Here is a 21,639-nt window from a genome sequence, read left to right as displayed (position 1 = left end):
CCTCATCCCTTCTTCTTGTCGCCCGCCAGCGCGATCCGCCCGGTTCCCGATCCGGTCGCCGTCGAGGCTTCCACCCGGTACAGCCCCGCCTGCCAGCCCTTCGTCAGATGGAGCACCGCCTTGAACCGGCCGTTCGCATCCGTGCGTACCCGCTCCTCTTGCGCGATGCCGCCGATCGTGACGCGAACGTCGGCCTTGCTTGCCGCCTTGCCGTCGGCCGTCTTGACCGTTCCTTCCACCCGAACGATCCGGCTCGCGCCTTCGACCTCTATGGATGCGATCGCGACGCGGTCGCGTGCTGCTACCGCAGCCGGCGTACCGGCGGTCAGGCTGCGGCTGCGGCTGTCCCGGACAATCGTGTGCAGGCTGCCGTCGAGGGCGCGATACGTGGCATAGGTTTCGACCGGGTACAAGTACACGGCATCGAGCTCCGCATCGGCGCCGACGCTTTGCAGGACAAGCGTGCCTGTTCCCTGTGCCAGATCGGCTGACCCCAAATGGAGGATCGCGATACGGCCGTCGGTCCCGGCCAGCGTCGTTTTCATCGGAGCGGAACCGTTCAGGGAAGCCGACAGCGTCGCGGCCTGACCCGGCGCGCGCTGAATGACGCTCGCGAAAACATCGTATTCGCCCGCTCCCGGCGCCTCGACGTCGAAGCTACGGCTCGCGCCTGCCGTCATCCGCACGTAGCTGCCCTGCGACAGCGACGGGCTGCCGTACCGGATCTCCGGCACGCTCATCCGGTAGAGCTTGGTCAGCGTGACCGTCGCATAGCCTTCCTGCGGCAGCGGATTCGTCGACCGATTGGAGAAGCGGATGCGCAGCTTGACCGTTCCTTCCGGAATTTGCGCTTTTGGCGTCGTCTTGACCGTCGATTGTCCCGAGTACCAGGTGCGGCTGGCGTAAGTCATCGCGCTGTCGTCGGCGAGCAGCGTTGTTTGGCCTTGCGCGTCGACCGCCAGCACCTCCGCCGCAAGATCAGTGTCGAACTGGAGCATCGCCGCAAAGTCCAGCTTGACGGAGTCGCCTGGACCGAACCCGTCCGCCCCTCCGACCGGCACGTCGCGGTACAAATAGCCGTCGCGGTAGATCCGCACGTTGTTGTGGCCCGTCGCCTCCACGAAGATCGCCCGCTTGCCGAACCAGCCGGGATAGATTTCCGCTTCTGCATCCGAGGATGTCGCATCCGCATAAACGGCGGCTTCGTCCGTGCTCGGTATGTTGCTTTGCTTGCGGAGCGCCCTGGCGGGATCGTTCAAGCCGAGGTCCGCCGCCGCGATCTCCTTGTCGTCTCCCGCGTCCTGCCGGTAGAGCTGCTCGGCCTCGAGCGTCCGAACGCCGCGGCTCTCCACCTTCGTTGCCGTCATGAGGCGCGCGGCGGCCGGCTCCCGCTTGATCCGAAGAATCGCCCGCAGCGCTTCGTCGACCGATTCGGCGCCGCTGTTCGTATTCACGCCGCTATCAGTGACGCCGTCGAACGCCGCGCCTGTCGCCTGGTCGAACATGGCGATGCCGTCGCGCGTATCGCCGGTCCACCAGGCGGCGGCGATCCCGGCCATTTCGGCGTATTTCGTTTTGCCGGTGAACCTGTATAAAGCCAGCAGATTTTCCACATAACTGGCCGTGCCGTAATTGATCTGCGGATAAGACGCCTTGTTCGGGGACAGCCGATAAGCTCTGCCCGAGATGAGCAGATCGCTCAGGAAGCTGTCCGCCGCCTGCTCAGCCGCCTGAATCCAATCGCTTCTCCCGCTCAGCTGCCCGGCGATCGCCATCGCTTTTACCTGGATACTGCCCCATTCGTACCAGGTGCCGTCGCTGTGCAAGAACGCGGAGAGCGGATACGTCTTGAAGTCGCCTTCCTGCGACATCGCGAGGCCTTCGCCGAGCATTCGGATGAGCGCAAGCGAGGTGTTCTGTTGCGCCCCGGCAGGCAGCGCCTCCTGATGCTGCGCCAGCACCGAGATCGCAGCCGCGCTTAGCCAATTGTCGTTTTGCAGCAGCCATGCGGGCACTTTTTTTCCGTCAACGGTGTTGTAAGTGCCGTAAAGCGGCTTCACCAGCTGCCGCACACGGTCGAGGCAGAGCGCAGCCCGCGTCCGCACCTTCGCCGCGAATGCCGCGTCCTTGGCTTCTAGCACGGGTAGCGCCGCCGCCATCGCCTCGTAAGCGCGGACCGCCCAGAAGCTGAAGCCCGTAAACGAGGAATGACTGTCTTTTTTATACAGCTTCCCTTGGGCGTCCTCGGCCACGAAGTTGTCGAAGTCGCCTTCCGGCGTCTGCATCCACATGGCGAACGACAGCCCGCGCTTGATCATGTCGTAGCTGTACGCGTCTCCGTACGTCTTGTAATGCTCGACATAGACGAGAACGGCGCGGGCGACGTCGTCGAGCGCGGCCACCCCCTCCTGCGGATCGCCGACCCACTTGTAGCCTTTGCCGAGATCGCTCCGGTCGACGGGTTCCGCATACAGATGGGAGATGAACATCGGGATCCCGTCTATCGCGATCTTCTCGTTCATGAACCGGAAGTGATCGAAGTTGGCATAAACCTCTGCCGGATCCTTCAAGGCGAATTTTCGGAAAAAGGAGGCGTCCTTGCCCGTCAGTTGACCGTCCTTGTCGTAGTCCAGCTCAGCGACCAGCGTGCCGCGTTTTATTTTCGCCTGCAGGAAGGCGAGGTCCGCCGCGTCCACGCTGCCGCTGCCGTCCAGGTCGTAGCTGCGGTCATCCCGCATGGCCGTCACCTGTACGTCCGTCACGCGAATAGGCGCCGTATTGTCATTGTGCAGCTCCAGCCAGAGCTGGGCCGCGCCATCCGGAACGGGCGGTCCCAATTCGTCGCTGACGGTGCGCCAGGCGCCGCGCTTGACGGCGGACAGATCCGAGATCTCGAGCAGCGTGTTCGCGCCGTCGTTCACTCTGGCGGTCACGGAGGACGTCCGCGTCGCGTCCGGATGCATCATCAGCCGGAGCGAGACGGTCGGCTTGTCGCCGGCGTGCGGCTGACGCTCGCCACTGCCGACGGGGAGGCTTCGCCACACGGCCGAGCCCGGCTGCATGACCAGCGCCGACCTCAGCGAGACAGCGCCGGCGCTCGACCAGTCCGAGGCGCCGGTGAACGGCGCGGCGAAGTCCGCGTTGGCGACCGGGTACGCCACCCGCGTGCCATCCTCCCTCACGCCCCACAGCTTGACGCGGTGCACGTCGATCTCGCCCTTCGTATCGTTGTGCAGCTCCACGTAGATAACCGGCTTGCCCTCGCCTATTTTGCCGCCGGCATTTATCGTTTTCGTCGTCAGCTTGACGGCCTCGCCCCTCGCGGCAGCCGAGAGATCGTTGACCTCCGCGAGCGTCGGTCCGCCTTCGTTGATCCGCAGCATGACGTTCGCATTGTCGTCCGCGTCGGCGCTCAAGGTGACCTCCACCTCGCCGTAGACGACATCGCCGGCCGAAGGGCCTTTGCCGTCGTTTTTCACCGGGATGCCCTGCCACACGGCGCTGCCCGGCTCCATGGCGAGGTAATGCTCGGTCTCCGTGACGCCCGCGCTGTCCCAAGTGCCGGCGAGCGGCGATTCGAAGCTTCCGTTCGGCATGTCGTAGACGACAGACTTCTCCGCCGCCGATGCGCGGGAAGCGTTCCATGCTCCCGACGGTAATGCCAATGCGGCCGCAATTGCGATGGCCAACGTGCCGGACGTCCATTTGCGCAGCACAAAATCCCCTCCTTCGTTTGGTTGCATGGCCAGGCAAGGCAAGGAATGAATCCGCTTACAGTTAGAGACGGAAAACGAAAGCAGATGCGTGAGGCAGCGGACAATTCAAGCCATCCCAATAACTTACTGTAAGTCTTACATAATTACTTACATTTCGATTATAAATTCATTCTCTTGCCGCTGTCAACCGATCCCTTCGCTTGGAATAAGCCGAAAACGCCATTTTACCTGCCGATTAGCGCGTAAAGGCTGCGCAGGCCGCGGACGTTGTTTTCTTTATTTCCGCTCGCACCCACAGGTCCGCAGTTCTCCGGATGTTGTTCGTGCGGCCTCAGATTGTCCGAATACCGCTCCAAGTATCCGCAACGGTCGCCAACGAACCGCCCGTTTACAAACTAACTTTCCAATCTGACCCGCGAACGGACATATTGGCTCGAATCCGGTACCGCCCGCCAACTTGCCTTTCGCCGCTGCCCTCCGCGATCGCGTCTTCGTTTGCTGCGCCTGCTGCTTTCGAGCCCGCTCTAACCGAAATTCGACGTGCAGGTACATCGGCAGCGGCCTTGAGGGAACGGTGTTGATCCGCGCACCTTTTATCTGTGTGCGGTTGGCGGGCGGGAAGTGACGGATGGTAGTTGGCCGATTGGTCTTTATGCGGTGTTGACTGGGTGGCGTGTGGCTGGGTGGCGTGTGGCCGGGTGGCGTGTGGCTGGGTGGTGCTGGCTGGCGGTGTTTGGCTGGATGGTATGCGGCTTGGCGGTGTTGACTGGGCGGTGGGTAGTTGGCGGTGAATGACTGTGCGGTATGTGACTTGGCGGTGTTGACTGGGCGGTGGGTAGTTGGCCGATGCCGGCGTGGTTGGCAGGCAGGGTGGGTGGGAGTAGGGAGAGGAATCGGCGGGCGGCGACGAACAGTTGTTTAGAAGGCAGTTATTTTTCCGCGAGACTGCGAGTTGTCACCCGATAGTTGCTGAAAGGCAGTTATTTTCCGGATTTTTGCTCCTGGGGAAGTCCAACGGCGCAAATACATGCCTTTTAACAACTATTTGCGCCGTGTAACCTCCGGGAGTCCAAATTTACTGCTTTCTGGCAACTATTGCTTCAAAAAATAGCCGGACCTCGCGGCCCGGCTGCACGTGCTTCAGTGATACGGTTTTCCGGAGAGCGTGCCGCCTAATCACGCTCTTCCTTTTCCAGCATCCGGGTGGAGGCCCGGACGACGAGCTGCACGTCGTATACTTCGTCAAGCGGCTCCGTCGCCTGCACGGCGCCCTGCATGCGGTCGATCAGATACCGGGCGGCGGCCATGCTCATCTGCTTCACGGGTTGCCGGATCGTCGTCAGCGGCGGGAACAGGTCGGCACTCCCCGGCACGTCATCGGCGCCGACGATTGAGAGCGCTTCGGGAATCCGCACGCCTTTGATGCGAAAATGTCTGTAGAGCGTCGGCACGAAATGATCGTTCGCCACGAACAGCGCCGTCGTAGACGGATAGCGGGACAGGTAATGATCGATCTGCGCGCAACGGTCCGCGTCTTCGAGATCCCGCACGCGAATGAGATGCTCTTCGCCGAAGTCCCGCAACCCGCAATCAGCCGCCGCCTCCCTGGCCCCGGCGAGCCGTTCGTAATGATCCGGCGACGTGAACTCGTCGACGATCGCGATATGGGCATGTCCCATGGCGGCCAAGTGCTGGATGGCGGCATAGCCGCCCTTGCGATGATCGGCTCGAATGCTGGGCACCTTGGCCGATTGCAGCCGGTTGAATACGAGTACGGCCGGAACGGCCGATGCCAGCTCGGCAAAATGCTCCTCCGTATAGGGAACGGTCGTAAAGATCGCGCCCCCGATCCCTTTCTCCGCAAAGTACGCCTGAAGCTCTTCCTTTTTCTTCGGCACATCCTCAAGCGCACACAGCTTCACGCTCATCCGCTCGGCGAATGCAACCTCTCCGATGCCCGAAATAATGCTGCTCTCCACGGGAAGCGACCGCGTCGAAGTAAAAAAGGCCAGCTCCTTGGGCCGCTGCACGGAAGCGCCGAGCTTGGGCGAGAAATCATGCCGGTCCATAATCTGGAGCACGCGATCGCGCGTCTTGACGTTGACGGCCTCCGGCTTATTCATAACGCGGGATACGGTCGCGATGGAGACGCCCGCTTCCTTTGCGATATCGTAAATATTCATCGATTCGTTGCTCCCGTTTTTAATTCAGTATAGCACCGATCATGAAAGACTTACAAACACTGCATTATGCCTATCGTTTCTGCCTGCTGTATGGCGTTCTAGAACAAGACGCTTGACGATCGCGCATGATAAACTTTATGATGATTCATGAAAACAATGATGTAACTCTTTCAGAAACATGAAAGGAGGGTGTCTTTGCCTGTGGTTTAAGACGCTGCAGACTCCAAAAATTGAAAGCGCAACCAAAGGAGGAAAAAGATCATGAAGCATTTAAACAAGGCGATCGCCCTCGCCATAACCGGTTCGCTGCTCGCCGGCTCTGCCCCTTCCGCGTACGCGGCTACCAAAACCGTCGACTTCGCCAACTTTCCCGTCAACTTCGCACACCTCAACTGGCAAGCGGTGACTTCGCACTCGGCCACTACCGGCTTTTCCTATACGCACGGTACGGGCAACGGTCAGCGCACCACTCAGCACGGCGTCTCCTGGCCGGACAGCGCCTATTACGACACGGTGCTCGGCAGCGGCGGTTACGCGGCCGTCAACGGTTGGCCCATGAAGTCCCTTGTCCTCTATGCGACGGAGAAAAACGACAACTGGCTGGCGAACGGCTGGAACTACACGCAGGATATGGCGGAAGGCGCCAGCGCCGTCGACGATTCCGCCCGGGCGGCCATCGCGCTGGCCGACGATTACTTGCTGAACGGCAATCTCACGTCCTATCAAAGCGCGCGGGATCTGCTCACGTTTACGGCCTATATGACGACTTTAAGCGGCAAGGTATACAAATTTGCCTGGCTGGACGCGCCCGCGCTGTTCGGCTGGGACCCGGTGCAGCAGGGCGTCGACAAGCACTTTATGTACCGGTCGGAGTTCGTCAAGCGTACGCAGTATCCGTCCGCGCTACCGAACGGCGACTGGATGGATGCCGCCTCGGACCCTTCTCACATTTTGAAGAACGCCTCAAACCAACCTGTCGCCGCCCCGCCCTTTATCTTGCATCCGAAATACTCGATTTACATGGACGACCTGCGAGATCCGACAGGCGCCGATATCGCCCCCGTCTACGACGGTCCGCTCTATACGACCGCATCGGGCGGCGTCACCGGCTACAAGACCGGCATCAAGAAGACCTGGACCACCAGCACGCACGAGATCGGGCTCGACGACGCGCGTAATTTGTGGGCGATGGTCAAAGGGCTGCACATGCTGCAAAAACTCAAATACACGAACGGTTCGCTGACCGCCGACCAGCTCTATTTCGCCAAATTCCTCGAAAATCATATCCAGCGCATGATGAACAACGTGCTCGCCTATAACCTGTCGGGCTTCGACTCGAAAATGGCCAGCAACCTGCTTATCGCCTTCACCGATTATTACAGGCTGCTGTACGGCACGACGGATTACGGCACTTATACGCCCGTCCTTCCGACCAACAGCAACACGACCGCGACCTATGACGACCGTCCGTCGCAGAGTACTCTTTACGCGCAGATCGACGTGCTGCTGAACAGCATCACCGCCAAGCAGCTTCACACGACCGATTGGAGAAACGGCATCTTCGTCGACGACGCGACCGCCGGCAATTGGTACGCTTGGGGCGAGCTCCAAATCTACGCCCTCTCCAACGTGTATGCGATGAAGCGCTCGATCGGCCAAACGCCGGCGCAATTGAACGGCCTGCTGGATATCATTACGTATTCGGCGGACAACTTCTACGGCCTCGAAGCTTATCACTATATCGACGGCGTCAACAACTTCAGCCGCACCAAGGAGCGGATCACGCAGATCATCGGCTGGAACGCGCAGTTCCATACGAATTCCGGGCAGTTCGCCTACCAGAATTCCTCGCTCGTGGTCGGGCTTAAGGCGCTTGCCGAAGCTTATTACCTGTCGGGGCGGTCGGATGCCGCGGCCAAACGGACGCAGTATCTCGAGTATGCGAAACGAGTTGCGACCTGGTTCATCGGCAATAACAATGCGCTGGCGGATATGTACGACGGGGCTTCCGGCACGGGGACGTATAAGGGCCAGGGGGCCGTGTTCGACGGCATCACCGTCAACGGCGGCGTGCCGACGGTCAACCGCGGAGCCGGCGGCGAATCGTCCGCGGAAGGCCTGTGGGCGATGATCCATATCAAAAAGGCCATCTCGCAGTATGGCCTCTCTTCAAGCTTCTCGTTCGATTATTAAGCGGCTGGTCCGCAAAATAAGAAGATCGCCTTCGCCCTGCCGGAAAGGTTCAGGGGGAGGCGATCTTTTTGGAGCGCTGCCATCTTTGCTTCACCGCTTTTTCGTCTTCAGGACGCGGATACGCCTGCCGATCGAACGCTTGCCGCCTTGACCAGACTCCCGCAAGTCGCCAGGTGCATCGACTCGTGCATCAGGCCGAAGTTGAACAGCTCGCCCGCAAGGCGGAACGTAAGCGGTCCGAACGTAAGCGGCGACGGCAGCGGCTCGTTCAGCCTGCCCGGCGCGATCTCGCCTACGGACGCGAGCTGGCGCGCCATCATCGCGAGGAGTTTCTCTTTGTCCGGCGGCGTCGCGGTCCAATCCGCAGGCTTCGTGCCGGAGTTAAAGAAGGCGGCATAAGAGGACGGAATAGCCGTCTCGGCGGAAAAACAGAGCGACCGGTAAGCGTCCATCCAGTAAATGAGATGGCCGACGTTCCAGCGAATCGTGTTGTTGAAGCCTTCGGGCCGGATGTCGAACAGCGATTCGGGAATGGCTTCGATCGCATCCATGGACAAGCGGCGGACGGTTTTGGCGGAATCGACGATGATCTGTGACATGAATCTTACCTCCTCGGCAAATGGGCGGAATCTGAAGTTGACCTCAGTTTACGTCCGTCCTCATGCACCATCAATGCAGCCGCCCTTATCGAATCGTTAAGCGAAACTTAACGATCAAACGTTGACACAAGCGAAGCTCGCGTTTGAAAATAAAGGGACTGATTGATGAATGCCAAGGTTCGCGTACGGGAGGCGGGGATGGAAATGGAGCTGAAGCAGCTTCAATATTTTATGGCTGTGTGCGAGGAGCTTCACTTCTCCCGGGCGGCCGAGCGAATGGGCGTGAGCGCGCCGAATATCAGCCAGCAAATCCGGTCGTTGGAGGAGGAACTCGGCGTGCTGCTGTTCGACCGCATCGGCCGAAAAATCGTGCTCACCGACGCCGGCGCGATTCTGCGGGAGCATGGCTCCGCCGCCCTCGGGCAGCTGCGGCAGGCGGGCGACGCGATCGCGGATCTCAAGCACAAGCAAGGCGGGGCGCTCTCCATCGGCGTCCTGCCCGGAGACGCGGACCTGTTGTTCAACGCGCTGCTGCTCGATTTTCACCGCGCCTATCCGCAGGTATCGGTATCGCTGCTGGAAACGATGAAGGTGACGGAGCAGGTGCTAGACCGCAGCATCGACATCGGCGTCACGATCGGTCCCGTCGCCGACGAGCGTCTGACCGCCATTCCCTTGTTCCGCGAGGAATTTGCGCTGGCCGTGGGCAGTCGGCATCCGCTCGCGGCCGAGAGCGCCTTGCCTCTGGCCAAGCTGGCGTCGCTCAAGCTCGTCCTGTTCCCGGGCGATCATCAATGCCGCAGGCTGCTCGAGCAATATTGCCTGGAGCAGGGTTTTCGCGTGCAGCCCCATTTGGAAACGACGACGCTGGCCTCCCTGCTGCGAATGGTCGAACAGGGCTTCGGCGCCTGCGTGCTTCCACGCTTGCTGCTGGAAAACCTGGATAGCGCCGACATACGAACCTTGCGCCTGATCCAGCCCACGCCAAGCCAGGACATCTGCCTCGTTTACCGCAGCGACAGATATGTCAGCTATGCGATGCGGACCTTCATCAAGACGCTGCGCCATTATATCGAGGCCGCGATCAGGCACGCTGAAATCTCGTAGAAGCCTGGAGAGTAACTTTTTGACTTTGCAGCACTGTTTAGACCTTGACGCGAAGCAACATCGAAGTGAACTCGGCGAGCGATGCGGCCGCAGCGCCGCAGCCCCAGTCGAAAATCGTAAATTCGCCGAGGCCGTCCACCGGCGTGCCGTCGTGATGATTGAAGTTTTCCATATGAAAGCCGTATTCCCGCTCTCCGAAGCCGGGATGGACGCGTTCGTACAGGCGCTTCACGACGTCGTTTTCCGGGCAGTACATCATGTAAAAGGAGGCCTCCATCGCCCGAAGCGCACGGATGCGGTAGCGCTCGTCGCCGGTCAGGTCCGCATATGAGAGGTAAGTGAGCGCGAACAGGCTCTGCCTGGCGTCGTTCCACTCGTCGTCCGTATTCATGACGCCGAAACCGCCGAGCGTCGGCACGGGGATATACGGCGGCTGCCAGATTTGCTGGTAGAGAGAGGCTTCCGCGAGCGCCTGCTCGCCAAGCGCCAGCCAGTCCGCTTCGCCGGTCGCCTCGTACAGGTCCTTGAACGCCTCGGCCGTCCAGTACATGCCGAAGTTGCATTGGTTGTACAGGCCGCTGCGCGCGTCCCGGACGCCGTACTGCTTGCCCGCCCACTCCCGGGAGCACGACCAGTACGTCTCAAAGTCCTCCCATCGTCCCTCGGGTAAAATATTCGCCGCGACGAACCTGCCGCCGCGCACGGCGGCTTCATGACAGTGCGTATCGCCGACCAGTTTGCCGTACAGACAGAGCAGCAGGACATGCGCGCTCGTCTCCGGGCTGACGGCCAGAAAAGGCGACGCCTCGCGCGTGTCCGGCCTTACCCAGGCCGGAAAGCCGCCGTCCTCCCGCTGCAGCGCCAGCAGCGCGTCAACGTAGGCGCCGACGTACGGCAGGATGCGGGCGTCGGGGCCGATGTCCCGGTACCACTTGAGCAGCCAATAGCAGGTCCAGGACGAATCCAGCAGATGGACGAAGTCTTCATGTCCGTGCGGTCTGCGCGGTCCGGACATGTACCAGCGTCCCGTCTCCCATCTGCCGTCCTCGCCGGCCTGATAATAGCCGGGGAACAGCCCCTGTATCTGCGGCGCAGCCAGCGCGAAGTTCAGCGCGAGCCCCGCCTTGGCGAGCCAGTCGTCGCGGTCCAGACGCTTGCCCCAGCTCGCGAAGCCGTAAGCGCTGCGCAAGCCGCAAAACCAAGCCTGGTTCCACAGGCTCTTGGGCTCGCGCCAGCGATCCTCTTGCCCGGCGCCCGGCTGCTGCCGCGCCGTCACGAGAAAGGCGACGCCGCCCACCTCCGCGGCGCCCAGCCGGAACTGCTGCCAGCTGACGTCGCCCCACCGCTCGAACGCCCAGCCGTAGGCATGGCCGACGTAGGGCTGCAGTGCCGCGACCTTTGCCGCGAAAAGCGCGGCATTCGGCGACGTCGCCGCGTCCGGCCATGCGCCCGCAGCCGTCCGTGCGGCAGCCTCAATGCCGGCCGTCTCTATGTCGCCAGTCGTCTCCGGCGCCATCCGCCGCCCCGCCTCCAGCGCCCACAGCAAGCGCTCGACGCGCCGGAAGTCCCGTCGCGCCGCGCCTGCCGCCTTGCGCCAAGAAGCGAGCCGCAGCCGCACGCGCAGCGGGCGGTCCAGCGGGCGCGCCTCTGGCGTCAGCCGATAATAAACGTGCCCTTCTTCCTCGTAGGCGCAGCCGCCGTACATGAGCATGCGGTCGGCTGCCGTATAGTCGCAAATATGCGGCAGCAGACGCTCGCTCCCGACGCTGTCCAGATCAGGCAGCAGCGCCGTCATCCGTTTCTCATCCTCGAAGACGATCGCCGGCGAGCGGAACGCCTTGTCCCCGATCGCCATGCCGTCTTCGGGCGACAGATGCGGTTTCCAGACGCAGGCGAGCGGCGCGGCGACCGGCAGGAGCAGCTGCCAGCCCGCAAGCGGCAGCATCTCGCCCGCAGCCGGCGCGAGCTCAACGTCCAGCGTCGCGAGCTCCAGCACTTCGGCGTCGACGCCCGCATCCGCAGCGTCCCGCGCCTCGCTGCGGATCGTCAGCGTCAACGTCGCGGCGCCCCCAAGCGACACCCGGCTTGCGCCGGGCGCTCCCTTCGCCTCTCGCCATACAACGGGCGGCGCCGCGCCGCCCGCGTCCGAATCCCGGTCGCCGCCGGCTACCTCCCGGGTCGCCGAACCAACCGCCGAAGCTGCCCACTTGACCGTCCACTCTCCCGTCAACCAATCCGGAAGCTCCGTTAACATCGCCGTCATCCTTTCACCCCGGACATGGTTATGCCTTGAACGTAATAGCGCTGCAGCAGCACGAACACCGCCAGAATCGGCACCGAGCTGATCGTCGTCGCCGCCATGATCTTGCCCCACGAGATGCCGCGCAGCGACTGGTAGGAGGAAATCGCCACCTGGATCACCTGCCGCTGCTCTTCGTTGATGACGACGAGCGGCCAGAGGAACGAATCCCACTGGTTCAGGAACGTCATGATGCCGAGCGTGATCAGCGCGGGCACCGCCGCCGGAAGCACGATCACGCCGAAAATGCGCGGCCAGCGGGCGCCGTCCATTCGAGCTGCGTCGAGAATGTCGCGCGGGATGTCGGCAAAAAACTGGATGAGCATGAAAATGCCGAACACCCAGACGATCTGCGGAAAAATGAGCGCTTTGTAGCTGTTGATCCAGCCCAGGTCCCGCATGAGCAGATACTGCGGGATCATGATCACCTCGTACGGAATGACGAGCGAGGAGAGGAACAGCGCCAGCAAGCCTTTTTTAAAAGGAAAACGCAGCTTGGCGAAGGAAAATGCCGCCATCGCGTTGATCAGCAGGCCGGCTGCGGTGACGACGACGGCGACCGACAGCGTGTTGAGTAGGTATCTTCCGAACGGCTTGGCCGGATCGAGGAAGATGTCGCGATAATTTTGCAGCGTCCAGTCGACCGGCAGGAACAGCCCGCGGCCCAGCTCGGTATAGCGGAAAATCTCTTCGTGCGTACGAAACGAGCTCATGACCATCCAGTAAATCGGAAACAGGGAAACGGCCGCCACGAGCAGCAGCGTCGCCCATCGGAGGGTGAAGCCGATCGGTTTTGTCATATCGCGCCTCCTTTTAGTACTCGACGTCGCTGCGGAACAGACGCAGCTGCACGGCGGAAATCGCCAGCACGAGCAGGAAAAACAGGAACGCGGCCGCAGCGGCGTAGCCCATGTTCATCTGCTTGAAGGCTGTCTCGTAGATGAAATGCACGACCGTGCTCGTCGAGCCGGCAGGTCCGCCGCTGGTCGTGATGTAGATCGGAATGAAAATTTTGAGCGCGTCCATCGTCGTGATGATGACGACAAAGGCGAGCGTGCGCTTGAGCAGCGGGATCGTCACGTAGTAAAAACGCTGCAGCGCTCCCGCGCCGTCGACGTGCGCCGCCTCGTACAGGTAGTCCGGAATGTTGTTCAGCCCGGCCAGAAAGATGACCATGACGAAGCCCATCGCGCGCCAGATGCAGAGGATGATGATGCCCAGCATGGAAATGTCGGGATTCGACAGAAAGTCGAGGACGGGCAGGCCGAGCCCCTTGAGCACGATGTTCAGCAGGCCGTAATCCTTGTTGTAGATCAGCCTGAAGATCGTCGAGGCGATCGCGAACGAGACGGCGACGGGCAGAAAGTACACGGTGCGGAAAAAGCCGACGCCCCTGAACCTGCGCTGGATGAGAAGCGCGAGACCGAGCGAGATCGCCGTCTGCACCGGCAGCACGACGACCGTGAAGTAGAACGAGTGACGCAGGCTTGCGAGGAAAGTGTCGTCGCTGAACAGCTTGCCGTAGTTGCCGAAGCCGGCGAAGGCCGACTCGGCCGAGATGAGATTGTAGTGGCGGAAGCTGATCCACAGCGCCTGAAGCATCGGGTAAAAAATGAAGACGGCGAGCAGCGCGAAAGCCGGCAGGATGAACAGCAGTGCGGCCTTGGCCTCCTGGCGCTCATAGGAGGCGGAGGCGCGCTTGGCCGGTTTGGTTGAACGCGGGAGACTCGCCGAGTTTGCTGAGCTTGCTGCGTTTGCCGAATTTGCCGAGTTTGCGGGGGTTGGCATTCAGTATCCCTCCTTCTGCGGATGACCGCGGGCGGACATGGCAAGGGCAGGGTCGGTCCTGCCCCCTGCCCTCGTACGGATTATTCCTTGCCGAGCGTGGCGATGCCGTCTTCGATTTTCTTGACGGCCTTGGCGAGCGATTCGTCGACGTCCGCGCCACCGAGTCCCACATCCTCGAACAGCTGGCGGACCGCCTCGCTGATCGCCGGATAAGCCGGCGTGACCGGACGCGGATGGCCGTACTTCGCGAGCTGCTCCGCGTAAATGTTCATCGGATACGCCTTCAGCTCGTCGAACGCGTCGAACGTCGACTGGCGTGCCGGCAGGTTTTTCGTCTCTTGGTACCACACCTTCGAGCCTTCGACGCCCGTCACCCAGTTGACGAATTCCCACGCCTCGTCCGGATGCGCGGACTTGGACGTAATCGCCATGCCCCAGCTGCCCGTCGTGCCGATCATCTTCTTGTCCTTCCAGAGCGGCGCGACATCGTAGTCTTCGCCGAGCTTGAAGTTCGGGAAGTTCTGCTCCTGATACTGGAACGCGAACGGTCCGTCCACGTGGATCGCGACCTTGCCGTTCCAGAACGCGTCCTGCGGCAGCTCCTTCGGGGACACCTTGTCCGTGTTGAACAGTCCCTTCCAGAACGTCAGCGCCCGCTTCGATTCGGCGGAATCGAGGTAGCCCTTGGCCGTCTTGCCGTCGGGGCTCAGAATCTCCGCGCCGGCCTGCCAGAGGAACGCCATCTCCGAGTACGGGGCGCCTTCGTGGCCGACAAAGCCCCAAGGCGTCGGGTTCCAGCCGTAGACGCTTTTGGCCGGATCGTTCAGCTTCTTCGCGGCGTCCAGCACCTGGTCCCATGTCCATGCCTCGTCCACGTTTTTGGACGGAAGCGGGATGCCCTTTTCCTCGAACATCTTCTTGTTGTAAAACATGACGATCGTGCCCTCGTTGTTCGGCGCGGCGTACATCTTGCCGTCGTAGGTGAGACCCTCGATGACCGGCTTCAACAGGTCGTCCTTGCTTCCGTCCTTGGCGAAATAATCGTCGAGCGGGATGATCGCCTTCTGCGCCGCATAGGACGCGAGCGTCGGCGCGTCGAGCGCCATGATGTCGGGCGGATTGCCGCCGGCGAGCGCCGTGCGGATCTTCGTCTCGTACTGGTCGTTCGGGATCATCTGAAAGTTGATCTTGATGTTTTTGTGGCTCTCCTCGAACGAGGCAATCAGCTTCTTCAGCGCTTCAGCCTCGGGCGCGTAATCGTGGCGCCAGAACGACAGCTCGACGACCTCGCCGTCCGCGCTTTGCGAACCGGATGCGCCAGCTTCGGCGTTGTTTTTGTTGGAATCGCCGCACGCGGACAATCCGCCTACGGCCAGCAGCATGCCGAGCGCTAGCGGCCATTTCTTTTTCATGCGTACCCCTCGCCCTTCGATAGTTTGGCTTGCAAGTTCATGCTACCATCAGCGGGACGGCGCCTGAATCCGCTGAGCTCGGTTGTTGGCATGCGATTTGTTCGGGTGTGGGACTCACCGCATTCAACATATATTGCGGCAATTTAGCGGTAATAATATAATTGAAGTGAGGTGAAAACAATGTTCAAACCCAGATTCACAACCACGATGAAGATGGTTCACCATCTGTTGGAAATCCAACGTGCCAGTACGATTATCGATCAACTGCCTTTGCCTGCCGACATTCTAAAAGAACTGCAAAAAGAAGCCAAAGAAACGACTGTCTTGCTGTCTACTAGAATGGAAGGCAACGAGCTCGACGACGATCAAAAACGCAAATCGTTGTACCGGAACAGCGACAACGATCTCGAACAAGAAGTGTTCAATCTCATGAAGGCGATTGACTTCCTGGACGATTCCGAACGCAGAAACCTCCCGATTACGGAAGAATGGATTAAAAAAATTCATGCGATCATTCGAGTCTCGCACGGGCGAAAGCCTCGTTTAAGCGAATATCGTACGGAACAAAATCGGGTGGGCAGCCGCAATCAGTCAGGCTTTTATATGCCTCCGGAACATGCGGACGTCCCTGCCCTAATGGAAGACTACGTCGCTTGGTTAAATGCACCGGAGTCGCTCGAAATACCTGCTCCCATTCGGGCAGGAATCGCGATGTGGCAATTTTTAACCATACACCCCTATATGGATGGAAACGGCCGCACCTCGCGAATGATCGCAACCTACATCCTGAGACGCCACCAATTTGGTTTAAAGGGACTGTTTATTCTCGAAAACTTCTACGATCGCAACCTGAATGCCTACTACAAGAACCTGCAAATGGGCTTGTCTCATAACTATTATTTCGGCAGACACGATGCCGATCTCACCGTTTGGCTCGATTACTTCCTTGAAGGCCTTGCCGAAGTCTACGCACAAGCCGCACAAATCGCGCTGGAAAAAAACGCGGAGCTACTTCGTGCCGAGCCCGAGATGATTCGCAGGCTCGACGTGCACCAAAGACAAGTTTTTCGGCAATTTGTTTTTAAACAAGAAGAGATGAGCATTACCGAAATCATGCTGCTGTTGGACATGGGCGACCGTACTGCGCGCGCCAAAATCAAACAATGGACTGAATCGGGCTTTTTAAGGCCGAAGGACCCGAATGCCCAGCGCGTGCGAACTGTCGTTTTATCCAAAGCGTACGGCAAACTTGGCGATGCGATCCGTCAGCATCCGCAGCAATACAGCTACTTGTTAAACGACGAAGATCGCTAAAGCCCGTCGCTCCGCAGCCGCGCCCGGTAGTCCGCCGGACTGAGTCCGTAGCGCTTCTTGAACGCGGCGCTCAGATAGCTAGCGGTGGAAAAGCCGGTCCACTCGGCGATGTCGGCGAGCCGCATGGCCGTGTCCCGCAGCAGCAGCTTCGCTCGTCCAAGCCGCACCTCGGCCACATAATCGCTGAACGTGGAGCCCGTCTGCTTTTTGAACAGCTCCGACAGGTAGGTGACGTTCATGTGGAAGCGTTCGGCCATCATCGCCAGGCTGATCTCGTCCCTGTAGGCGTCCTCGATGTGACGCCGGATCGCCTCGATCGTCTCGGTGCCGGCGCTCGGCCTGGCGGCGCGTCCTTCCGGATCGTCGGCACGAACGATCCGGCACACCGGTCCGGCCGGCGCGCGACCTAAGGCCGTCACGGCGGAGAGGTAGGCGCGCCGCAGCGCGGTGCGCCCTTCCGCCGGGGAACAAGCGACGCCGATCCCCGCGACGGCGGCGAGGCGCAGGCTGCCCTCGGCCGCGGCCAGCAGCGCTGCCGCCAGCTCCGCGAGCAGCGCCTCGCTCTCCGCTTCGTCCGCGGCGGCCGCTGCGAAAAGCTGGATGCGCGGATACGCCTTGTCGGCGAACGACGTCACGCGGCGCGACCAGCGCCCGTCCGCCGCGATCTCTCGGCTGACGAGCCGAAAAGCCAAGGCAAGGCGCTCGTCGTCAGCCTCGCCCGACGGCAAGCGGCCCGGCGGCACCCGGTACTCGGCGCCCATGAAGCGCAGCGCGGCCCCCTCGCCGTCCGCGCCGTCGAAGCCAGCCAGCTCAAGCCGCCGCGCCTCCTCGCGCTCGCCGATGCCGGGCGCCTCGCCGCCATAGATCCGGCCGAGCACGTACTGCTCCTGCAGCAGCGGCAGCCGCTGCCGCCACTGCAGGCCGATTGCTTCGCGCGCCCGCGCGGCGTCCCGTTCCGCGTCCAGATCGCCGCGAATCGTCTCGAGCAGCTCGGTCAGGTCCCGACGGACGACCGGCTTGAGCACATAGTCTCTTGCTCCGCAGCGCAGCGCCGTCTGCACGTATTGGAAGTCGTCGTGTGCAGGCGCTTGCAAGCCTGCAGCAGCTCGAGCCCGTCCATGACCGGCATGCGGATGTCGGTCAGCAGCAGCTGCGGGCGCTCGCTCGCGATGGCGGCCAGCGCTTCCTTGCCGTTGCGCGCCTCGCCCACGATCTCGAAGCCCAGCCGCTCCCATGCGATTTTCAGCCGCAGTCCCTTGCAAATCTCCGGTTCGTCGTCCACCAGGATGACGCGATACATCGTTCATTCCTCCTTTGCCGGTATGAGCAGCTTGATCGAAGCGCCGCCGTGCGCCGAGCGCCCGATCTCCGCGTCGAACGCCTTGCCGTAATACAGCCCGCAGCGCGCCAGCACATTGCGCAGCCCGATGCTGCTGCCGCCAGCGCTCAGCACGTCCGCCAGGTCGCTGCGCGCGATGCCCCGCGCCAACTCCTGGGCCATCTCGGGCGGTATGCCCGGCCCATTGTCCGCGATCTCGATCTCGAGGCGCCGCCCGCGCCGCTTCGCCTGGACGGTCACGACCGCTTCGCCGCCGCTCTCGGCGCCGAACTTGATCGCATTTTCCACGAGCGGCTGCAGGATAAACTTCACGATCTGCTGCTCCCCGAGCCCCTCTTCCTCCTCGATGGACACCCGGAGCCGGTCGCGGAACCGGACGCTCATGATCGACACGTAATGCCGGATGTAGCGAAGCTCCTCCTTGAGCGCGACCAGATCGCTGTCCGCACGCAGGGAGTAGCGCAGCATTTGTCCGAGCCATTCGGTCACGTCGATGACCTCGTCGCTTCGCTCCTGCGCGGACAGGCTGCCGATCGCCTCGAGCGTGTTGTACAGAAAATGAGGATTGATCTGCATGAGCAGCGCCTTGTATTCGGCATCCTGTCGCCGCAGGTTCGCCTTGAACTCCGTCTCGATCAGCTCCCCGAGCCTGCCCATCATGCTGCTGAACACCTGGGTGACGTAGCCGACCTCGTTGGCCGGTACCGGCAGCGCTGCGGGCGGGCCGTGAACCGTCGTCGTCTTGAAGCCGCTGCGTTCCGCGCTCCGCATAGCGCCCGCCAGCCGGCTGAGCGGCCGCGCGATGCCCGACGACAGCCAGAAGGCCGCGCCGGTCGTCGCGACGAGCAGCAGCGCGCCGACCCACAGCATCGTATGGCGGACCCAGCTCATTTTCTGAAACAGCTCGTACTTCGGCACTTCGCCCACCAGCAGCCAATCCGCGTTTTTAATCTTGCGGTACAGGACGATGTGTTTGCCGCCTTCGCCGTCCAGCGTGAGCTTGCCCCCGGAGCGTTTGTCCGCCGCGATCTGCGGCAGCGCGCGCTTGAAGAAAGACATGCCCTTCGGTATTTGCTGGCGCAGCACGGGCTCGCCGTCGCGGTCGACCAGGTAGACGCCGCCCTGCTCGCCGAACGCGATCTTGTCGAGCGGGTCCTGGATCGAGGAGGTGAGGACATTGACCTTGAGCACACCGAGCTTGCGGAACGAGCTGAGCTGCACGAGGTTGAACAACAGGCTGTTCACGCTCTCTTCGGTTAAGTAGGCCGGCTGGTATGGGTCCAGGTGGGCGGTCACCCACCGCGTGCCCTGCCGCATGAAGTCCCGGTACCAGACGGTCTGCAGGAACGAAGGATCGCGGAAGCTCTGGTCACGAATGCCGACCGCGGTGCCGTTTATGTTAAAAATGGTTATGGAGGAAATCGAGGAATGGTTGAGCGCGATAGAGGACAAATATTTGCGGAGCTCGGCGTCGAGCGACAGGCTGCGTTCGGTCGTCAGCTGCGCGTCCATGCGCGCGGAGATCCACTGCTGGGTGATCTCGTTGCTCAGCACCTGGTTGGCGACGTCCTCCGCCTGCGTCGTCAGCGTCGTGACGAGTGACGCGTACTGGTCCATCGTCTGCGAGGTCGATCCCTCGATCGAACGGCCGATGACGCTGTTGGAAATCTGGGTGACTACCGCCACAAGGATCATGAACGGAACGACCAGCAGCACGACGAACGTCAGCGTCAGTCTGGATCGCAAGCTGTAGAACAAGGTGCATCGCCTCCGGGTACGTCAACGGCTCCCGCCGACGCCGTTTCGAAGGGAGTATGCTTCTACTCTATCAGGAATGCGGGGCAGGCGGAATCGGATATTTTCGGTAGGCGACATGCGATATGCTCGGGTGAAACGGAAAAAGGCCCGCATCCACGTTCTCCCCGAGGGAAAACGGATGCGAGCCGCTCTTATTAGGATGCTCTTACTTCGAAGCCTCTTCCTTCAGCGCCTTTAGGCGCTTCATGACGTCGTTCGCGCCGCGGCGGAAGTAGTCGTGCAGCGTCCGGTACTCCGCGTACAGCCGCTCGTACACCGCCACGTTTTCGGGGATCGGCTTAAACGTCTCCTCGCGCACGCGCGCCATCGCCTTCGCCGCGTCGACGACGCTGTCGTAGCCGCCCTTTGCCGCGCCCGCCGCCACCGCGCCGAACATTGCCGCGCCGACCGCCGGCGTCTGCTTGGAGTCCGCCACCTTGATCTCGCGGTTGGTCACGTCTGCGTAGATCTGCATCAGCAGCGCGTTTTTCTGCGGCAGTCCCCCGCAGGCGTACACTTCGTCGACCGGCACACCGTTGTTGTGGAACGCGTCGATAATCGTCCGCGTCCCGAACGCCGTCGCTTCGAGCAGCGCACGGTACATTTCCTCCGGCTTGGTCAGCAGCGTATAGCCCACGACGACGCCCGTCAGGTTCGTGTCCACGAGCACCGAGCGGTTGCCGTTCCACCAGTCCAACGCTACGAGGCCCGTCTCGCCGGGCTTGTATTGCGCCGCGCGCTCCGTCAGCCACTGGTGTACGCCGACGCCGTCTTTTTCCGCCGCTTCCTTCACATATGCCGGTACCGCTTCCTCGACGAACCACTCGAAGATGTCGCCGACCGCCGACTGCCCGGCCTCGTAGCCCATGTAGCCTTCGATAATGCCGTCCTCGACGACGCCGCACATGCCTTCGACCTCAACCTCTTCCTTGCCGAGCAGCATGTGGCAGATCGAAGTGCCCATCGCCATGACGAGCTTGCCCTCGTCAACGACGCCGACCGCCGGCACCGCCGCGTGCGCGTCCACGTTGCCGACCGCGATCGCCGTGCCGGCCTTAAGGCCCGTCAACTCAGCCATCTTAGCCGTCAATTCGCCGGCCTTCGTGCCAAGCGGCTTGATGTCGCCGCGCAGCTTGGTCGCCGTCAGGTTCTCGAGCCGCGGATCGAGCGCCTTGAAGAAGTCGGAGCTAGGATAGCCCTCTTGCTTGTGCCAGATCGACTTATAGCCGGCCGTGCAGCTGTTGCGCACGAACTCGCCGGTCAGCTGCGAGATGACCCAGTCGGTCGCCTCCGTGAACAGGTCCGTCGCCTCGTACACTTCGGGCGCTTCGTTCAGAATCTGCCACACCTTGGCGATCATCCACTCCGACGAGATCTTGCCGCCGTAACGCGGCAGAAACTTCTCGCCCCGCTCCGCCGCGATGGCGTTCAGGCGGTCCGCCTCGTCCTGCGCGGCGTGGTGTTTCCACAGCTTGACCCAGCCGTGCGGATTGTCCCGCCACTCGGGCAGGAAGCAGAGCGGCGTGCCGCTCGCGTCCACGGGCAGCATCGTGCAGGCCGTGAAGTCGATGCCGAGCCCGATGACGTCCTCCGCCGCGACGCCGGAAGCCTTCAGTACGGCAGGCACCGACTGGCGCAGCACCTCCAGGTAATCGTCCGGATGCTGCAGCGCCCAGTCGTGGCCGAGCTCGATGCCGGAGACCGGCAGCTTCTCGTCGATGACGCCGTGCGGGTAAGGCGTGACGTGATCCGCGATCTCGTGGCCGTTCGACAGGTCGACCAGCACCGCACGTCCCGATTGCGTGCCGTAGTCGACGCCGATGGCGTATTTTGCGCTCATGAAACAACCTCCTCGTATGTGGTTCAGCTAAGGTCAATCGATGCTTCCTGGG

The 21,639-nt window shown here is 61.7% G+C and carries 14 protein-coding genes; 3 read left to right on the top strand and 11 right to left on the bottom strand.

Annotated features, from left to right (window positions below; genetic code table 11):
* Nucleotides 1-2: 2 nt before the first annotated feature.
* Nucleotides 3-3,716, bottom strand: coding sequence for a hypothetical protein (locus KVT38_RS00890; protein WP_217591789.1), 3,714 nt, complete (start codon nt 3,714-3,716; stop codon nt 3-5).
* A 1,172-nt stretch (nt 3,717-4,888) separates the two neighbouring features.
* A complete protein-coding gene (locus KVT38_RS00885; RefSeq protein WP_217591788.1) occupies nt 4,889-5,899 on the bottom strand; it encodes a LacI family DNA-binding transcriptional regulator in 1,011 nt (336 codons plus the stop codon).
* Nucleotides 5,900-6,160: 261 nt separating this feature from the next.
* On the opposite strand from KVT38_RS00885, the gene KVT38_RS00880 reads away from it, so the two are divergent.
* Nucleotides 6,161-8,092, top strand: coding sequence for a hypothetical protein (locus tag KVT38_RS00880; protein WP_217591787.1), 1,932 nt, complete (start codon nt 6,161-6,163; stop codon nt 8,090-8,092).
* Nucleotides 8,093-8,199: 107 nt separating this feature from the next.
* On the opposite strand, the gene KVT38_RS00875 is transcribed toward KVT38_RS00880, so the two are convergent.
* Complete coding sequence (locus tag KVT38_RS00875; protein WP_217591786.1) at nt 8,200-8,691, bottom strand: DinB family protein; 492 nt, start codon at nt 8,689-8,691, stop codon at nt 8,200-8,202.
* A gap of 204 nt (nt 8,692-8,895) precedes the next feature.
* Between KVT38_RS00875 and KVT38_RS00870 the strand changes: the two genes are divergently transcribed.
* Nucleotides 8,896-9,798, top strand: a complete 903-nt coding sequence (locus KVT38_RS00870) for a LysR family transcriptional regulator (RefSeq protein ID WP_217591809.1) — start codon at nt 8,896-8,898, stop codon at nt 9,796-9,798.
* A 37-nt stretch (nt 9,799-9,835) separates the two neighbouring features.
* On the opposite strand, the gene KVT38_RS00865 is transcribed toward KVT38_RS00870, so the two are convergent.
* From KVT38_RS00865 to KVT38_RS00850, 4 genes are all read right to left on the bottom strand, one after another.
* Nucleotides 9,836-12,052 carry a hypothetical protein gene (locus tag KVT38_RS00865; protein WP_217591785.1) on the bottom strand — a complete coding sequence of 739 codons (2,217 nt, stop codon included), beginning with the start codon at nt 12,050-12,052 and terminating at the stop codon, nt 9,836-9,838.
* Between the two features lie 5 nt (nt 12,053-12,057).
* Entirely contained in the window at nt 12,058-12,897 is an 840-nt protein-coding gene (locus KVT38_RS00860) for a carbohydrate ABC transporter permease (RefSeq protein ID WP_217591784.1), read from the bottom strand.
* A 13-nt stretch (nt 12,898-12,910) separates the two neighbouring features.
* Nucleotides 12,911-13,885 carry a carbohydrate ABC transporter permease gene (locus KVT38_RS00855; RefSeq protein WP_217591783.1) on the bottom strand — a complete coding sequence of 325 codons (975 nt, stop codon included), beginning with the start codon at nt 13,883-13,885 and terminating at the stop codon, nt 12,911-12,913.
* A gap of 80 nt (nt 13,886-13,965) precedes the next feature.
* Nucleotides 13,966-15,297, bottom strand: a complete 1,332-nt coding sequence (locus tag KVT38_RS00850) for an extracellular solute-binding protein (protein WP_217591782.1) — start codon at nt 15,295-15,297, stop codon at nt 13,966-13,968.
* Nucleotides 15,298-15,477: 180 nt separating this feature from the next.
* On the opposite strand from KVT38_RS00850, the gene KVT38_RS00845 reads away from it, so the two are divergent.
* Nucleotides 15,478-16,611: a Fic family protein gene (locus KVT38_RS00845; protein ID WP_217591781.1), complete on the top strand. Its 1,134-nt coding sequence runs from the start codon at nt 15,478-15,480 to the stop codon at nt 16,609-16,611.
* On the opposite strand, the gene KVT38_RS00840 is transcribed toward KVT38_RS00845, so the two are convergent.
* The 4 genes from KVT38_RS00840 to KVT38_RS00825 form a co-directional block, all read right to left on the bottom strand.
* Nucleotides 16,608-17,705, bottom strand: a complete 1,098-nt coding sequence (locus KVT38_RS00840; RefSeq protein ID WP_217591780.1) for a response regulator transcription factor — start codon at nt 17,703-17,705, stop codon at nt 16,608-16,610. The genes KVT38_RS00845 and KVT38_RS00840 overlap by 4 nt on opposite strands.
* Entirely contained in the window at nt 17,606-17,911 is a 306-nt protein-coding gene (locus tag KVT38_RS00835; protein ID WP_217591779.1) for a response regulator, read from the bottom strand. The genes KVT38_RS00840 and KVT38_RS00835 overlap by 100 nt, the downstream gene beginning before the upstream one ends.
* A 3-nt stretch (nt 17,912-17,914) precedes the next feature.
* Nucleotides 17,915-19,708 (bottom strand): sensor histidine kinase, encoded by a 1,794-nt coding sequence (locus KVT38_RS00830; RefSeq protein ID WP_217591778.1) that lies wholly within the window; start codon nt 19,706-19,708, stop codon nt 17,915-17,917.
* A gap of 205 nt (nt 19,709-19,913) precedes the next feature.
* Complete coding sequence (locus KVT38_RS00825) at nt 19,914-21,587, bottom strand: ribulokinase (protein WP_217591777.1); 1,674 nt, start codon at nt 21,585-21,587, stop codon at nt 19,914-19,916.
* Between the last annotated feature and the right edge of the window lie 52 nt (nt 21,588-21,639).

This window comes from Cohnella sp. GbtcB17, from assembly GCF_019091135.1.
GTDB lineage: Bacteria > Bacillota > Bacilli > Paenibacillales > Paenibacillaceae > Cohnella.
The sequence above is the reverse complement of the archived record's forward strand: the minus strand, read 5'-3'. Positions and strand labels throughout refer to the sequence as shown.

Coding starts and splice junctions, on each gene's coding strand:
- KVT38_RS00825 (WP_217591777.1), bottom strand. CDS start 21,587: ATGAGCGCAAAATACGCCATCGGCGTCGACTACGGCACGCAATCGGGA.
- KVT38_RS00875 (WP_217591786.1), bottom strand. CDS start 8,691: ATGTCACAGATCATCGTCGATTCCGCCAAAACCGTCCGCCGCTTGTCC.
- KVT38_RS00845 (WP_217591781.1), top strand. CDS start 15,478: ATGTTCAAACCCAGATTCACAACCACGATGAAGATGGTTCACCATCTG.
- KVT38_RS00850 (WP_217591782.1), bottom strand. CDS start 15,297: ATGAAAAAGAAATGGCCGCTAGCGCTCGGCATGCTGCTGGCCGTAGGC.
- KVT38_RS00860 (WP_217591784.1), bottom strand. CDS start 12,897: ATGACAAAACCGATCGGCTTCACCCTCCGATGGGCGACGCTGCTGCTC.
- KVT38_RS00870 (WP_217591809.1), top strand. CDS start 8,896: ATGGAGCTGAAGCAGCTTCAATATTTTATGGCTGTGTGCGAGGAGCTT.
- KVT38_RS00885 (WP_217591788.1), bottom strand. CDS start 5,899: ATGAATATTTACGATATCGCAAAGGAAGCGGGCGTCTCCATCGCGACC.
- KVT38_RS00865 (WP_217591785.1), bottom strand. CDS start 12,052: ATGTTAACGGAGCTTCCGGATTGGTTGACGGGAGAGTGGACGGTCAAG.
- KVT38_RS00855 (WP_217591783.1), bottom strand. CDS start 13,885: ATGCCAACCCCCGCAAACTCGGCAAATTCGGCAAACGCAGCAAGCTCA.
- KVT38_RS00880 (WP_217591787.1), top strand. CDS start 6,161: ATGAAGCATTTAAACAAGGCGATCGCCCTCGCCATAACCGGTTCGCTG.
- KVT38_RS00835 (WP_217591779.1), bottom strand. CDS start 17,911: ATGTATCGCGTCATCCTGGTGGACGACGAACCGGAGATTTGCAAGGGA.